Consider the following 14,752-nt stretch of genomic DNA (forward strand, 5'->3'; position numbering starts at 1 on the left):
TTGGTTAATGGTTATTGATCATATGATCGTTGCCGGGCTGGTTGGCCGGTACCTGTTGGCAGCGGGGTTGCATTTTCAGCAACGCTGCCGGCAATTGACTTTTAATAGATTATCTCATAAGATTCACCCTTTCTTCTCTTGAATTTTTTAATTCCTCAGTATTTTATAGTTGGCGTATTTGTGTTGTGAACCAGTCAGGTATTTCATTTTTGGGCAAAAGCAATCCACTATCACCGAATTTTCGGTTGATCAGCAGGTTATTGAATAAAATTGTGTGTCAGGTTTATAATACTGGCACCGGATCAGGCGGCGCAGGTTTATTAGGATCGAAAACAGCTACGCCAACTTTAGAGTCAGCACAACCGTAATACAAAAACCATTTGTTTTTAAAATAGGTTAGCCCCTCAATAAAAACAGTTCCGTTTACATACTGGCCGCTTTTTTCAAAAGGTTCCATTGGCCGTAAAAAAGGAACATTGAGCCTGCCTATTGCCTTAGTAGGGTCTTTAAGCGAAAACAACACCTGGCCGGCACAATATGAATTGCCGTTAAAGCGTTTATCGCCACCATTGCCGGGATGGTTTTTGCCATTATAGAATAATATGATGCCATTTTTGGTGATCAGCGCCGGAGGGCCACACTCGGTTAGGTCACTGTCAAAGTAATTTTTGCGCGGAGAGATAAGCCATTTGAGTTCGCCTTTGCCATCTGTTAAAGGCTCCCAGTCAACAAGATTGGTTGAAGTGGCGGCAAATACATGCAACTCTCCCCAATACATCCAGTATTTACCATTTACTTTGGCAATAACAATCTTACCACCTTTCAATTGAGTTACAATAGAGGCGGATTTATTAGGAATATCAGCGAATTTACCGTTATAGAATTTCCTGAAGATAGGGCCATGTTTAACCCATGTTACGAGGTCTTTGGAAGTAGCAACACCAAGGCGCGGCACTTTTCGGTTCCACTGGGTGTAAAACATTACATAGGTTCCGTTTTCGGTTACGGCAACCCTTGGGTCTTCGCATCCACCCGGCCATTCAAATTCTTTTTGACTGTCATTTCCCGGATAAACTACAGGTTTTCCGCTTCTTTTAAAATGAAGCCCATTAGTACTTTCTGCATAGCCAATGCGTGATGTACGGGTACCGATAGCATCGCCGGTCATATCCTCAGAGCGGTATAAAACCACTACTTTGCCGTTTTTTACTGTAGCTGCAGGATTAAATGTGTAAAAAGCCTCCCAGCCAACCTGCTTACCCGACATGGGGTCTAAAAACCTTGAGCCGGCCAGTGGAGAGATGATAGGATTGGTATTGGCTGGTCTTTCAAAGCCGCCAAATGCCCAATTAGGCAATTTGTTTTGTACGCTTGTTTGCGCAAACGAAAGATTGAAAAATAACAGGCAGGTTAAAACTGCCGCAAATGTAGTTATACCTTTATTCATCAGGCTGTATTATAGGTTTGATAATTGGATAATAGCCGGTTGGTTTAATTTGCAAAACCGGTTTTATAACTTTAGCAATATTAAGCAATAAAACCGGTTTTGCAAATTAATTATCAAGAAGTTATCCGCATACTGCAAGATTTTTACAAAAGGGATAACTGGAGGAAGGCGTTGATAAGCTTAGTGCTTAACTTTATAAAGTTTGTAGCCGAATAAAAAGATCACGGCATAGCATATAATAGGCAGATAATAAGCTTTGGCAACATCATGGTTGGCAATCTGGCCCATCAGTAATGGAAAAAAGGCACCACCAACAACACCCATTGATATAAAAGACGAGCCTTGTTGTGTATGACCGCCCAGGTTTTTTAAGCCGAGACTGAATATGGTTGGGAACATAATGCTGAAGAAAAAGTTGATCATCATGAGGGCGATGTATGATGTCCATCCCCATGCCTGTGCAACAATAAGGCACATAATGATGCTGCCCATTGCAAAAGCGGCCAGTAGTTTATTAGGTGCAATAAACTTCATTAAAAAAGTGCCCACAACACGTCCAAGTGCCATCATCAGCATAAAAATGCTCATGTAATTACTGGCAGTTTGATTGCTGAAACCCATTACTTCGTGGCCGTAATTGATAAAAAATGCCCAGGTGCCGCCCTGTGCCGCCACATTAAAGAACTGTGCTGCAACCGCCCACACAAAATGCTTGTGCTGGTATAGCTTTTTTGAAGGCGCTAAATCAATATTTACGGCTTCCGGATCATCGGTTTTTGCGGCAGCGTGAGGATCATTAAGCGGCTGTACCCTAAGGAAAAGAAACGCGATAAACAGAAGAATGATCACTGCCCCAATGCCTATATAAAGGGATTTGACTGAAGAAAGATCAGTGGAGTTTGCGTTTCCGTTACCGAACAGAAACCATGCTGCAATTAGCGGGCCGCATATAGCACCAATGGCATTGAACATTTGTGAAAAATTCACCCGCAGATCGCTGGTGCGCTGATCGCCAAGTGCTGCAGAAAAGGGGTGGGCAACGGTTTCAAGTGTGGCCATACCACAGCCCATCACAAACAGGGCAATCCTGAAAAAGTTAAAGGACGCAGCATTGGCTGCCGGCACAAACATAAAGATCCCCGTGGCAAACAAGGCCAAGCCCAGTAAAACTCCCGGTTTATACCCGAATTTTTTCAGAAAATATCCTGCAGGGATACTCATGATAAAGTAAGCTCCAAATACAGAGAGCTGGATCAGGCCCGACTGTGATTTGGAAACATTGAGCGCGCCCTGAAAATATTTATTCAGCACATCGCTCATGGCATGTAATACGCCCCACATTAAAAATAAAGAGGTAACGAAAATGAAATTGACAATGTACTTCTTCTCGATAAAAGCAGCTTTTTGCATATTATTTTGGTTGTATTTGGTTACTGAATCAGATAAGGTTGTTGTGATCTGTAAAAATTGCCGCAGCACCAATCAGCGGACTTTGCTCTCCCAATTGGGCCAGTTCAATTTTGAGTGAATTTAAATTCTTTTGAAGCCGGGGTAAAAAGAAATTTGAAGCCTTAGCAATATTTCCGCAGATTACCAGCACATCGGGCTGTAATTTATTTGCGGCTATTGACAGGAACCCGGCAAGCTGGTCGGCAAATTCATTGAATATTTGCGTGGCCTGATCATTTTTTACGGCCAGTGCAGCCAGTTCTTTTACACCGCCGGTTAATACCTGTCCTGTTAGCGTGGTATATCGCTTTACGAACCATCGGGTCGAAAAATAATCGTCTGCAATGCTTTCTTTGTAAGGATCGCTGCCGAGGTTGAGATCTTTGGCTACCTTGGTTGCCGAAAAGGCTGATCCGAAGCCGGTTCCAAGCGTTATGCCTATTACTTTATCGTACTGCCTGCCTGCACCGGAAATAGCTTCGCCTGCTATAGCACATTCAGCATCGTTCCTAAAACGTACCTGTTCGTCTTTCATCCCAAGGGCAGCAGCAAAATGTTTTTTGATATTCATACCAAATATGGCTTCATACTTATCCAGTCCTTTGATATAGGATATGCCTTTATCGTAATCGAAAGGGCCGGGCATAGCAACCGCCAAGCCTGAGATAGGCAGGTTATTTGTTTTTAAAACCTCCTGAAACGCATGTTCCCAGGCCGATAATATTTCATTTGCTGTGCCCTTGCTCATAACCTCAACACTTATGATGCTCCCTGCTATTAATGCATTTGCCCTCAGATCGCAAATGCCGGCTGTCATGTGCGAGCCGCCTATGTCGGCAGTTAATATATATGGTGATAATTGTTCGGCCTGCATATTTGATTTTTTTGTTTTTTAGTTTGTGCTGATGTTATAAATTAGCAAACCGGTTTTGCATAAAGGTGATGGCCCGATAATTATTTGCTGGAGTTTAAACATGATATATTCACTGTATAAATGATGTGATTGCTTGTTTGCTAATAGGAGATGCGTGGTTTATAACTGAAATTTCCTTGTCCGGAAAATAAAAAAAGCTTCTTGTTATCTTTCGGGGCAATTATAAACAATAAAACCGGTTTTGCAAATCAAAAATATTACATTTGAAAAATGCTTTGATTATTTTTGATTTTCAACCTAATTATTACTGCCTAAATGAGCAAAAAACTATCGATCAATGATATCGCGAATGAACTTCATGTTGCCAAGTCGACTGTTTCTTTTATATTGAACGGAAAAGCGAAAGAGAAGCGGATTAGTGAGGAGCTAACGGAGCGCGTGTTGAAGTTCGTAGAAGAAAAAGGCTACAGGCCCAACCAGCTTGCCAAGAGCCTGAGTACCGGCAAAACGAAGATGATTTGCCTGTTGGTTGAAAAGATATCAGATTACTTTTTTTCGCACATTGCCTTTCACCTTGAAGCTTTAGCCTATAAAAATGGTTATAAGATCATTTATTGCAGTACCGAGAATGACCCTGAGAAAACGCGGGAGCTGATCAGCTTATTGAGAGCGCGGCATGTGGATGGTTATATCATTACCCCGCCAGCCGGTATTGAACCGGAGATCCAGGCTTTACTTGCCGACGGTATACCCGTGGTATTGTTTGACCGCTACCTGCCGGATGTACCTACGGATTACGTTGGCCTTGATAATTACAACGGCACTTACGAGGCGGTTGATTTTCTGGTAACGGGTTCTTCAAAAAAGATCGGCCTGGTTACCTTAAATTCAGATCAGACACAAATGATAGAACGCCGGGATGGTTATACGGCTGCCCTGAAGAAGCATAAACTGAAACCGCTGATCCTGAAAGTTCCCTTTGAAAACAACATGGAAACAACCGTAAGGCAATTGGTTCAGTTTATAAAGGATAACCCCGATCTTGATGCGGTTATCTTTGCCACCAATTATCTTGCATTGAGCGGCATCAAGGCTATCAATGAAGCCGGACTGAATATTCCCTCAAATATTGCTGTAATCGCCTTTGATGACCATGATGTTTTCAATATTTATAATCCCTCTATCAGTGCCATTGCGCAGCCTCTTGATGAAATGGCCAAACAGTTATTTAAAATTCTGTTAGATAAATTGGAGAATAAGGTGAGGCTGAAAGATTTGAGCAAAATTATCATTCACCCCGAATTGATACTGAGGGGATCGACCATAAAATCAGTACAGCGGTAAACTTTACCGTTTTTAAGTAAGAACACAAAAGCCCGGTTTGAAAAATTTGGAAAATATACCGGGTGCCGGCACCGGTTAGTAGCAACGCGGATCTTTTTCTTTTCATCTTGTAAACAGTTAAACGGTAACGCAGCTGCATTCAAAGCAACTTCCATCTTCTTCCATTTTTTAACACACATCAATGTTTATTCATTTTCTGCTTTTCAATTTTGTAGCATGAAAACAGAAACATTAGAAACCTTGCACAATACTGATATTGAAGCAAGGGCTGACAATAATATAGCCAACCTGAACATTGCTATTGCCGGTATTTCCATTAGCTTGTTTATGATGAACCTTGACACAAGTATTGTGAGCGTAGGGTTGCCAACCATGATCAAAACGTTAAGAACAACATTTGCCGCGGCGCAGTGGTTTGTTTTGGCTTACCTGCTTGTGCTTACTGCTTTAATTACCGCTGCAGGGCGGCTTGGTGATATCGTGGGGAAAAAGAAGCTATACCTGGCCGGTATCGTAATATTTACCGTAGCATCCCTGCTTTGCGGTTTATCCAGCAGTGCAACATTATTTATTGGCTTTCGCGGTTTACAAGGGGTAGGGGCAGCCTTAATATTGGCTTTGAGCATGGCTATAGCAACCGAGCTTACGCCCAAAAAGCAGCTGGGCAAGGTAATGGGTATTTTATCAACAATAACCGCGCTTGGCATTGCAAGCGGGCCAACCATTGGCGGCATATTGCTTTCAACTTTTGGGTGGCAATCAATGTTTTTGGTAAATGTTCCCTTTGGAGTAATAGCTTACTTATTGGGCTATAAATATATATTGAGCCCTGCCATTAAAAAAACGGTGGCTATTGATTGGGCTGGAATAATACTATTGGCAGTAACCTTATCGTGCTACTGTATCGGTATGACTATGATTGAAAAACAAGGCTTCAATAATCCCTTGGTTTTAATATTATTAGCAATTACTGTTGCAGGTTTTTTTTCATTTATTGAGTTAGAGAAAAGGATAACCCATCCGTTAATAAATGTCGCTATCTTTAAAAACCGGCTCATCAGTAAAAACCTGGTTGCTACGGTACTTGTATACACGGTAATTATCACTACGGTAATATTGCCGCCGTTTTATCTTTCAAAGGCAGCCAATTACAGCTTGGTACAAGTTGGACTGATTATGTCTTTCGGGCCATTATTAACTGTTGCGCTAAGTATTTACGCAGGTAAAATAGCAGATAAATACGGTGCAAAAAACGTGATGTTTTATGCCGTACTTACCATAGCAATTGGATGTTATTGTATGAGTACAATCACCCCGGCCGAAAATATTGCAGGTTATCTTTGGCGGATAGGAATAATTGCGCTGGGATTAAACTTTTTCAAAACCCCTAACAATACGGTGGTAATGGAAGTTGCGCGGGCAGACCAACGCGGGCTGCTCAGTGGTTTCCTGTCACTGTCGCGCATTTTAGGGCAAATAACCGGAACAACTGTTATGGGGGTTATATTTGCTGTTTTGTCGGGTGTGGCGGGCACCTCAAAAACTGGCGGGTCAGCACAGTCAATAACTTATGGCTTTGATAAAGTATTTTTGATAAACGCATTTATTGCATTGGTTGCAGCATTGTTAATTTACCCCAGGTTCTTTAAGCAAAATGCATAGTTTTAATAAATAATAAATTCTATTAGCTATTTATGAAAGAAGCATTAGCCAAATACATCCTGAAAAAAGTTAAAATGAGCGATGAAGATTTGCAATTAGTCCTTTCGTATTTTAAATCCCGCACCGTTAAAAAGAAAGAAATCTTATTGCACGAAGGCGGTTTGTCAAACAGGATGTATTTTGTTGTGAAGGGTTGCCTGCGGATTTATTTTATAAAGGATGTTGGCACTGAAGTTACCCGAAGGATCATATTTGAAAATGACGCATCATCATCAATGGTATCGTTCATTACCGAAAACCCCTCGAATGAATATATTGAAGCTGTAATGGATTCAGAGCTGCTTTATATGGACAGGAAGGATTTTTACCACCTGGTAGAAACATTACCCGCATGGGACAAGTTTTATCGCCGTCAACTGGAATACGCATATGTAATAAACACCAACAGGTTGATGAGTTTTATTACCAACGATGCTACCGAACGCTATTTATTGTTGCTTAAAGAAAATCCTGAGATCATAAAACGTTTGCCCAACAGATTGGTGGCTAATTATTTGAATATTACACAAGAAGGTTTAAGCAGGTTGAAGTCAAAATTGTAGAATGCCTTACCATAAGTGACGGGAAAGCCGTCAATCAAAAAGCTTATAATCTTGCCAATTCATTCACATAATTTCTTTCTATAATCCTATAAAACTCCCTGAGGTTCGCATAAAAATAGGCGAAAATGAGACGATATGCGCGGACTTTGATACAATATGAAGATATCCCGGGAACGCTTTTACTTACTTTTACGATTTGAATAAAACATCAATTATATACTATCCATGAACCAATCTAACCGACTTAAGTCATTGGTATTACTGGCCTATGCATGCCTCACCGGGACTGTGCATGCACAGGAAAGAAAAGCACCTGCTTATCCGCTGATCACGCACAACACTTATTTTAGTATCTGGTCAAATACCGATCAACTGAACAACTCTACCACAACGCATTGGACAGGTGCAGAGCACTCGTTGCTGGGACTTATTAACGTGGATGGGAAAATCTATCGTTTTCTTGGAAAAGAGCAAACCAGCTACAAAACCATATTGAGCGCTTCTGATGAAGCGTCTTATAACGTTACTTACACTGAAAACAAACCGGCGGGCGACTGGACCTCGCTAAAATACAATGCTACCGGCTGGAAATCCGGACAGGCACCGATCGGCGACGATGAAAAAAGCGTAAAAACGTTATGGAAATCGGACGACATTTGGGTAAGGAGGACATTCAATCTTAATAGTATCGCCGGTATTAATGAGCTTTTACTAAAACTTAATCACGACGACAATGTTGAGGTTTTTCTGAACGGCACCAGCGTTTATGAGAAGAAAGGCTGGACAAGCAGTTTTCAATACTTCTCCATCAATAAAAACAAACTTAAAGCGGGTCAAAACGTGATAGCTATCCACCTTGCTAACACGGCTGGTGGCCGCTTTTTAGATTTTGGTCTTGCAGATAAATTGAAAGATAATGCTTCACAAATTTTACTGGCCGAACAAAAAAATGTAGCGGTGAATGCAACGCGAACTGTTTACGATTTCGCTGCCGGAAAAGTAAACCTTCAGCTTACTTTCACTTCACCGTTGCTGTTGAACGACCTCAATTTGTTGTCTCGCCCGGTTTCTTACGTCACTTATAAAGTGAATGCAAATGACGGAAAAAATCATGCTGTGAAAGTTTTCCTGGGTGCATCGTCAGATATCGCGGTCTATCAGCCATCGCAGGAGGTTAGCGCACAAAAATATGCCACTGCGAAACTTTCCGTCTTAAAAACCGGCACCCTTGAGCAGCCTGTTCTTCAAAAAGGTGCCGATGATATGCGTATTGACTGGGGGTATTTTTATGTAGCTGCGCCAAAGACTGCCGGTGCGGTTCAGTTTATTACCAAAGGCAGCGAAGCTGCAAACGCATTCAGGAAGGGAGCTGTTTTATCAACCGCATCAAAAGGGCATTCACTTTCACTAAATACCATCATTCCTTTCGGAACTGTTGGTAAAAACGCTGTTGAGCGCTTTGTTGAGTTAGGTTATGACGAAAGGTTTTCTGTACAGTATTTCAATACTGATTTGAGGCCGTGGTGGAATAACTCGGGCAAAGCTACCATTGAATGCGAGCTTACAAACGCCCTTGATGAATACCAGTCTGTAGTGCAAAAATGCAACGCTTTCGATAAGGAGGTTTATGCCGATGCCTTACGTTCGGGAGGAAAAGAATACGCATACCTGTGCGTATTGGCCTATCGCCAAAGCATTGCGGCACATACACTGGTTAAAAGCCCCGCAGGTGAAATTTTATGGTTATCTAAAGAAAACAATAGTGGCGGTTTCATCAATACGGTGGATGTAACCTATCCATCAGCTCCGCTTTACCTGCTTTATAACCCGGAATTGATGCAGGGCATGCTGAACGGCATTTTCCACTTCAGTGAATCGGGCAAATATCCGCACCCTTGGGCTGCGCATGACTTGGGCACTTATCCTAAGGCCAACGGACAAACTTATGGTGAGCCAATGCCGGTGGAGGAATCAGGTAATATGATCATTCTTTGTGCCGCTATTGCTAAAGCTGAAGGCAACGCCGGCTATGCAAAAAAACATTGGCAAACACTAACCAGCTGGGTTGATTACCTGGCCAAAGAAGGCCTGGATCCAAAATCCCAGTTATGTACTGATGACTTTGCCGGTCACCTGGCCCGCAACGCTAATTTATCGGTAAAAGCCATCGTAGCCATAGCTTGTTACGCGCAAATGGCCGAGACATTGGGTGAAACCGAAACCGCTAAAAAATATAGGGCCATAGCCGAAGGCATGGTGCCCGAGTGGATAAAAATGGCCGACGCCGGTGATCATTATGCACTAACTTTCGACAATAAAGATACCTGGAGCCAGAAATATAACCTGGTTTGGGACAAAGTGCTGGGGCTGCATTTATTCCCTCAAAAAGTGTATGATACCGAAACCCGGTACTATCTTACCAAAATAAATAAGTTCGGGATTCCGTTGGACAGCCGTAAAACATATACCAAGAACGACTGGATAGTCTGGACAGCAACTTTTGCTCCTCAAAAAGATCAGTTCGAGGCGCTGATCAAGCCACTTTATGTACACGCCCTGGAAACCCCATCACGCGTGCCATTGAATGACTTTTATGATTCAAAAACAGGCATCAGGGAAAACTTCAAAGCGCGGAGTGTAGTAGGCGGTTTTTACATGAAAGTGCTGGCTGATAAATTGAACGCAAAATAATTTCTGAACATATAATTATGAGCCGTACAGTTTCCCTTTTGAAGATGGAGACCGTACGGCTCGTATTATATCAGTGCCCGATTCTCTTAACCTTATATAATGGACAATAATCAACTGATCACCAAGCCGCATTACCCGATACTGGATGGTTTGCGCGGCGTGGCAGCTATAATCGTAGTTACCTTTCACCTCACAGAACCGCTGGGGACGGGACATTTGGATATCATCGTTAATCATGGATATCTGGCGGTCGATTTTTTTTTCCTGTTATCGGGTTTTGTTATCGGCTATGCTTATGACGACCGCTGGCATAAGATGACAATCGGCACGTTCTTTAAACGCCGTATCGAGCGCCTGCAGCCAATGGTGATTTTAGGGATGACACTCGGTGCTATCGGGTTCTATTTTACGGATTCTACGATATGGCCGCTCATCCATACCGTCCCCCTTTGGAAGATGCTGCTGGTGATGCTGATTGGTTATACCATCCTGCCAGTACCCTTATCGCTTGATATACGTGGCTGGGAAGAGATGCACCCTATGAACAGTGTAGGATGGTCTTTATTCTTTGAATACATAGCCAACATTCTTTACGCAGTTTGGATAAGGAAATTTTCAAAAACTACTTTGACAGTATTGGTTTGTATTGCCGCTGTGGCGCTTGCACATCTGGCTATAACTAATGGAGACGTTAGCGGAGGCTGGACACTGAATGTAGAGCAAGTGCGCGTGGGCATTACCCGCACCATATATCCTTTCTTTGCCGGGCTGTTACTTTCACGGATAGCAAAACCAGCCCAAATTAAAAATGCCTTTTTATGGTGCAGTATCCTGGTAGCTATCGTTCTATATATGCCGCGTATCGGTGGTGCCAACCATCTTTGGATGAACGGGATCTATGAATCCGTTTGTATCATTATCGTTTTCCCGCTTATTGTTTACCTTGGTGCCAGCGGTGTGATACAAACTCAAACGGAAAGCAGGATCTGCAAATTTTTAGGCGATATTTCCTATCCGCTTTACCTGGTGCATTATCCGCTGGTTTATTTTTATGTTGCATGGATCAGCAATCATAAAGGCGTAACCATTGTGCAGGCCTGGCCTTATGCATTAGCTATTTTGATTGGTGCAATTATCCTGGCGTATATCACTTTAAAATGGTACGATGAGCCGGTTCGAAAATGGCTGCGAAAAAAGCTTGGTTGAAAAAGAAAAGCTCGCCAGATTTTTTAATAATCAATGACAGGATTATCACAACCGGCCAAACCGCGATGAGAGTTTGTTGCACATTGAACGGTTCAAAAAGCAATTATTAGGGATTGTTAAAAGTATTTTAACTAATAACGCATCTGACCAATTAACTGATCCGGATTTTATCCGGTTAAGAGATGTAAAAAAAGCCTTTACGATGTAGTGAAGGCTCTTTTTGTTATGTCAAACGAAGATATTGTTGATCCAATTATTTGCAGGCGTGAGAGAAAGCTGAAATGAGGTTAAATCAGCCGATAGCCTCCCAATATTATTAGTTTTTTTTCTGGGCAAAAAGCCAATCCCATAGTCCGGGTGTAATACTAACCTGGTACCATATGTTGTGCCCATCATTTGGATATTCTGTGTATTTGGGGTGTAAGCCGGCTTTTTTCATCCCCTCAATCATACCGCGCGAGCCGCTAACCGGTACGTTTTGGTCTTTGGCTCCGTGAAACGCCCAAACAGATACGTTAACCAGTTTAGAGGCAAGTTTAGGGTCTTCTCCGCCGCAAACCGGTATTGCAGCAGCAAACATATCCGGGCGGGTGCAGATGAAATGCCACGAGCCATAACCACCCCTCGAAATACCGGTAACGTAGCGTCTTTTGGCATCTATTGAAAATGCGGTATCGAGTGCGCTTATAGCTTTATAAACTAATGTATCCACCGAAGGATAGTTGGGAATCCCTCCCCAGCCTGAACCTGCCGGGCAATTAGGCACAAAAATAAATGCAGGGTATCGCGTTCTGTTGGGTTCGGCCGATAGTATTTCAGCAGCTGCGGCCCCTTCTATTTGTCTTATGGTGTCGGTACCCGGTTGGCCGCCATAAGGCAGGGATACCACAAGGGGGTATAGTTTTTTAGGATCATAATTTAATGGTTTTAATAACCGGTATCTTAATGTATCTCCTTTGCTGTTTACAAAAATCCGTGCCTCAAATAGCTGGGCCAAGGCTTTTGTGTTTTCAAAGTTTTTCTTGCCCCAGTAAATCTGCGAGTAACATTGAATGGATAACATTACCCCTAATCCCAGTGTAATAATACAAGCTGCAACTTTAATGGTGCCTAAGGTATCACTTGCTGGTTCCGGTACAGGGCTGTGCACGTTCTCCGCTTTCAATAGTCCGACTTCAGCGCGTAAATTCATAATAAAAAGCACCGGGATCAGGCAAGCAGCCAGAGAGGCAAATTGTGTGATTTTTTCTAATACAACCGGTGGTACCAATGTACCCCATAAGGTTGTTGATAGTAAAATAAAACCAATCACCAACATATATGCACCTGCTATCTTTAACCAAAAGTGTTTTCTGCCTCCCGAAAATATAAGTGCTATACTATGTAAACTACCTGCGCACAAGAAAACAATTGCGACTGGTTTGTAGTAATTTACCAGTTGCCGTGATGCTACAACGGTACAAACAATAGCCAGGTAAAAGATATTGCTTATTAATGCAATGCACCCTGTGTAAAAGGCAAGCCAGAACCTGCGGAAATGGAAATACTTTAATAAAAGTACCGAACCAACACCCGAAATAACATTTATCCCGATAAGCCATATCACAATTGAATTAAGCGTATAGATTCCTCCGCCAATTTGAAAGATTATGAGGCTTTGCAAAAGCGAACAGGCTGCTGATAATCCTAAAAAAAATATTCCAAAGGTGTAAAGGCTCCTGTTCATAGCTGTCTTGTTTGTCAGGTTTGGTTTATAAAAAGCAGTTGGTACAACGCTTTATTACAGCGTATTTAACAAATATAGAAAGCGGTGCCTGATATTGTATTTAGTTTATAATTAAATAAATATGGCGAGCTTGCAAACTCGTTATTCGGGCGAACAAAAAGAGAAGGGATAATTTAACGGATGTAAAAAAAGGCCACAGGTTTTATCCCGTGGCCTGAGTTTTTTTACCAGCCGGCGTTTTGTTTAATAACACCGTTGCTTCGGTCAATTTCTGTTTGCGGCACTGCCCAAACAGCATTTATAACCGGGTCAAATGTACGTGCAGGCCAGGCCACCGTGCCATTATAGGCGTGCAGCGGTTTGGCATAAGCAGCCTGCGCATCGCCCCAGCGGATCAGGTCGCGGTGACGGTCGGCCCATTCACCAGCCAGTTCGCAGCGGCGCTGATTTTTAAGCTCGGCGAGTGTTGCGTTTTGTATGCTGGCTAAACCTGCGCGGTTACGTATCATGTTGATCTCTTTATCTGCATTTTTATTCTGCATGAGCTCAGCTTCGGCTTTAATAAGTATTACCTCGGCATAACGTATCAATGGCACGTTCAGGTTAGTTGTTGGGTGGTCACCATTGGCGCTGATCTCAGCACTTACCGGGTTAGCGTACGAGAACGGTTCCATGTATTTGTTAAACTGATAACCGGAAAGACTGTTTACCGAACTGTAAACCCTTTCGGTTCCAAAATACATGAATTTATCGCCAGGTTTTAAAATAGTTGCCTCACGGCGTTTATCGCCACTTTCAAAAGCATCATAAAGCTCTTTGGTAGGCTGATAATAGCCCCAGCCGTTATAAAAGCCCCAGCCTTTGTTTTCAAGCATTACCCCAGGCAAAATACTTCCCCAGCCCGAAGTGCCTTTGGCAGTACTGGTAGCCGACCAAATATATTCTGTGCTGTAATTGTTAGCAGCTTTAAACACATCGGCGTAGTTAGATAATAAAGCGCGTTTGCCCTGGTTCACCACCGAGTCGGCGTATTTTTCGGCATTTGCCCACTCTTTTTTGTACAGGTACATTTTTGACAGGTAAGCCCATGCCGCTACCTTGTGCGCACGACCATAATCTGCAGGTGCCAGCTGATCAAAATAAGGCAGCAGGTTAGCCGCTTTTTTAAATTCGCTTTCTATATAAGTATAGTTTGCGGCAATATTTGCCGCACGGGGAGTAGGGTTAGGGTCGTTATTGTTTTCGCGGGTAATGATGGGTACGCCTGCGCGGTCATCAGCATATTGATAAGCCAGCTGAAAATACATCAGGCCGCTTAAAAAGTATGCTTCACCCAGCAAACGGTTTTTCAGTGTACCGTCCATGCTGATGGCCGGTATCTTGTTGATCACGTCATTCGCTCTCCTGATCACGGAGTAACGCATATCCCATTGCCCGGTTGTGTAGCCGCTTGAATAATAGGTGCGGTTAAAGTTTTTGATGGCATCGGCATTGGTGTTGATACGGCCGGTAACCATATCGTCGCTGGCGTTGATGAACCACATATAACCGCGGCCATAAAATTCTTCCCCGTCAAAAGGTTCATACATTGCGTTAGCTCCTAATTGGGCATCGCTTTCTGTTTTCCAAAAGTTACCTTCAGATACAACACCTGAAGGTGTGATATCCAGATTTTTGGAACAGGCTGCAAACAGCACGCTTATTGACAAAACTGATGCTATATATTTAATTTTTTTCATGTGTGCTTTAAT

10 protein-coding genes are annotated in these 14,752 nt (G+C 42.6%); 5 read left to right on the forward strand and 5 right to left on the reverse strand.

Annotation, left to right across the window (positions count from 1 at the left end; genetic code table 11):
• Positions 1-283: 283 nt before the first annotated feature.
• The 3 genes from MTO98_RS05950 to MTO98_RS05960 form a co-directional block, all read right to left on the reverse strand.
• Entirely contained in the window at positions 284-1,447 is a 1,164-nt protein-coding gene (locus MTO98_RS05950; protein WP_243485693.1) for a glycoside hydrolase family 130 protein, read from the reverse strand.
• A 180-nt stretch (positions 1,448-1,627) separates the two neighbouring features.
• Complete coding sequence (locus MTO98_RS05955; protein ID WP_243485694.1) at positions 1,628-2,857, reverse strand: sugar MFS transporter; 1,230 nt, start codon at positions 2,855-2,857, stop codon at positions 1,628-1,630.
• Positions 2,858-2,885: 28 nt separating this feature from the next.
• Positions 2,886-3,770 carry an ROK family protein gene (locus MTO98_RS05960; protein ID WP_243485695.1) on the reverse strand — a complete coding sequence of 295 codons (885 nt, stop codon included), beginning with the start codon at positions 3,768-3,770 and terminating at the stop codon, positions 2,886-2,888.
• Positions 3,771-4,085: 315 nt separating this feature from the next.
• Between MTO98_RS05960 and MTO98_RS05965 the strand changes: the two genes are divergently transcribed.
• The 5 genes from MTO98_RS05965 (at position 4,086) to MTO98_RS05985 (ending at position 11,275) form a co-directional block, all read left to right on the forward strand.
• Positions 4,086-5,114 (forward strand): LacI family DNA-binding transcriptional regulator, encoded by a 1,029-nt coding sequence (locus MTO98_RS05965; protein WP_243485696.1) that lies wholly within the window; start codon positions 4,086-4,088, stop codon positions 5,112-5,114.
• A gap of 216 nt (positions 5,115-5,330) precedes the next feature.
• Positions 5,331-6,776: an MFS transporter gene (locus MTO98_RS05970; protein WP_243485697.1), complete on the forward strand. Its 1,446-nt coding sequence runs from the start codon at positions 5,331-5,333 to the stop codon at positions 6,774-6,776.
• Between the two features lie 32 nt (positions 6,777-6,808).
• Positions 6,809-7,378, forward strand: coding sequence for a Crp/Fnr family transcriptional regulator (locus tag MTO98_RS05975; protein WP_243485698.1), 570 nt, complete (start codon positions 6,809-6,811; stop codon positions 7,376-7,378).
• Positions 7,379-7,603: 225 nt separating this feature from the next.
• Positions 7,604-10,069, forward strand: coding sequence for a glutaminase family protein (locus MTO98_RS05980; protein WP_243485699.1), 2,466 nt, complete (start codon positions 7,604-7,606; stop codon positions 10,067-10,069).
• Between the two features lie 99 nt (positions 10,070-10,168).
• Positions 10,169-11,275: an acyltransferase gene (locus MTO98_RS05985; RefSeq protein WP_243485700.1), complete on the forward strand. Its 1,107-nt coding sequence runs from the start codon at positions 10,169-10,171 to the stop codon at positions 11,273-11,275.
• A 316-nt stretch (positions 11,276-11,591) separates the two neighbouring features.
• Here the strand turns inward: MTO98_RS05985 and MTO98_RS05990 are convergent, their stop codons facing one another.
• Positions 11,592-13,001 carry a hypothetical protein gene (locus MTO98_RS05990; RefSeq protein WP_243485701.1) on the reverse strand — a complete coding sequence of 470 codons (1,410 nt, stop codon included), beginning with the start codon at positions 12,999-13,001 and terminating at the stop codon, positions 11,592-11,594.
• A 224-nt stretch (positions 13,002-13,225) separates the two neighbouring features.
• Positions 13,226-14,740, reverse strand: a complete 1,515-nt coding sequence (locus MTO98_RS05995; protein WP_243485702.1) for a RagB/SusD family nutrient uptake outer membrane protein — start codon at positions 14,738-14,740, stop codon at positions 13,226-13,228.
• Between the last annotated feature and the right edge of the window lie 12 nt (positions 14,741-14,752).

Origin of the sequence: Mucilaginibacter sp. SMC90 (assembly GCF_022811725.1) — a bacterium.
GTDB lineage: Bacteria > Bacteroidota > Bacteroidia > Sphingobacteriales > Sphingobacteriaceae > Mucilaginibacter.

Bases quoted from the DNA above. Each gene is read 5' to 3' on its own strand.
- MTO98_RS05965 (WP_243485696.1), top strand. From the start codon at position 4,086: ATGAGCAAAAAACTATCGATCAATGATATCGCGAATGAACTTCATGTT.
- MTO98_RS05975 (WP_243485698.1), top strand. From the start codon at position 6,809: ATGAAAGAAGCATTAGCCAAATACATCCTGAAAAAAGTTAAAATGAGC.
- MTO98_RS05955 (WP_243485694.1), bottom strand. From the start codon at position 2,857: ATGCAAAAAGCTGCTTTTATCGAGAAGAAGTACATTGTCAATTTCATT.
- MTO98_RS05990 (WP_243485701.1), bottom strand. From the start codon at position 13,001: ATGAACAGGAGCCTTTACACCTTTGGAATATTTTTTTTAGGATTATCA.
- MTO98_RS05960 (WP_243485695.1), bottom strand. From the start codon at position 3,770: ATGCAGGCCGAACAATTATCACCATATATATTAACTGCCGACATAGGC.
- MTO98_RS05985 (WP_243485700.1), top strand. From the start codon at position 10,169: ATGGACAATAATCAACTGATCACCAAGCCGCATTACCCGATACTGGAT.
- MTO98_RS05995 (WP_243485702.1), bottom strand. From the start codon at position 14,740: ATGAAAAAAATTAAATATATAGCATCAGTTTTGTCAATAAGCGTGCTG.
- MTO98_RS05980 (WP_243485699.1), top strand. From the start codon at position 7,604: ATGAACCAATCTAACCGACTTAAGTCATTGGTATTACTGGCCTATGCA.
- MTO98_RS05970 (WP_243485697.1), top strand. From the start codon at position 5,331: ATGAAAACAGAAACATTAGAAACCTTGCACAATACTGATATTGAAGCA.
- MTO98_RS05950 (WP_243485693.1), bottom strand. From the start codon at position 1,447: ATGAATAAAGGTATAACTACATTTGCGGCAGTTTTAACCTGCCTGTTA.